We start from the raw sequence: 230 nt of genomic DNA on the forward strand, positions 1-230 counted from the left end.
GCGTATGTCAGCCGCGCGGTCGAGGCTGACGACAATCCCGAGGCGTACACGCAGAAGATTTTCGGCAGCGCCATCGCTTCCCTGGACAGTGCTTGCCAGGCGCTCGACCCGAATCTGATCAGCCGCGCCGTCGACCTGTTGATCCAGGCCCGACAGATCCATTTCTTCGGCCTCGGCGCCTCTGCCCCGGTGGCGCTGGATGCGCAGCACAAGTTCTTCCGCTTCAACCT

The 230-nt window shown here is 63.5% G+C and carries 1 pseudogene; it reads left to right on the plus strand.

Going from position 1 to position 230, the window contains the following annotated elements:
• Nucleotides 1-230, plus strand: a pseudogene (locus AAEY83_RS19000) (hypothetical protein); the annotation flags it as partial.

Origin of the sequence: Psychrobacter sp. TB20-MNA-CIBAN-0197, assembly GCF_040309765.1 — a bacterium.
In the GTDB taxonomy this organism is placed as follows: domain Bacteria; phylum Pseudomonadota; class Gammaproteobacteria; order Pseudomonadales; family Moraxellaceae; genus Psychrobacter; species Psychrobacter submarinus.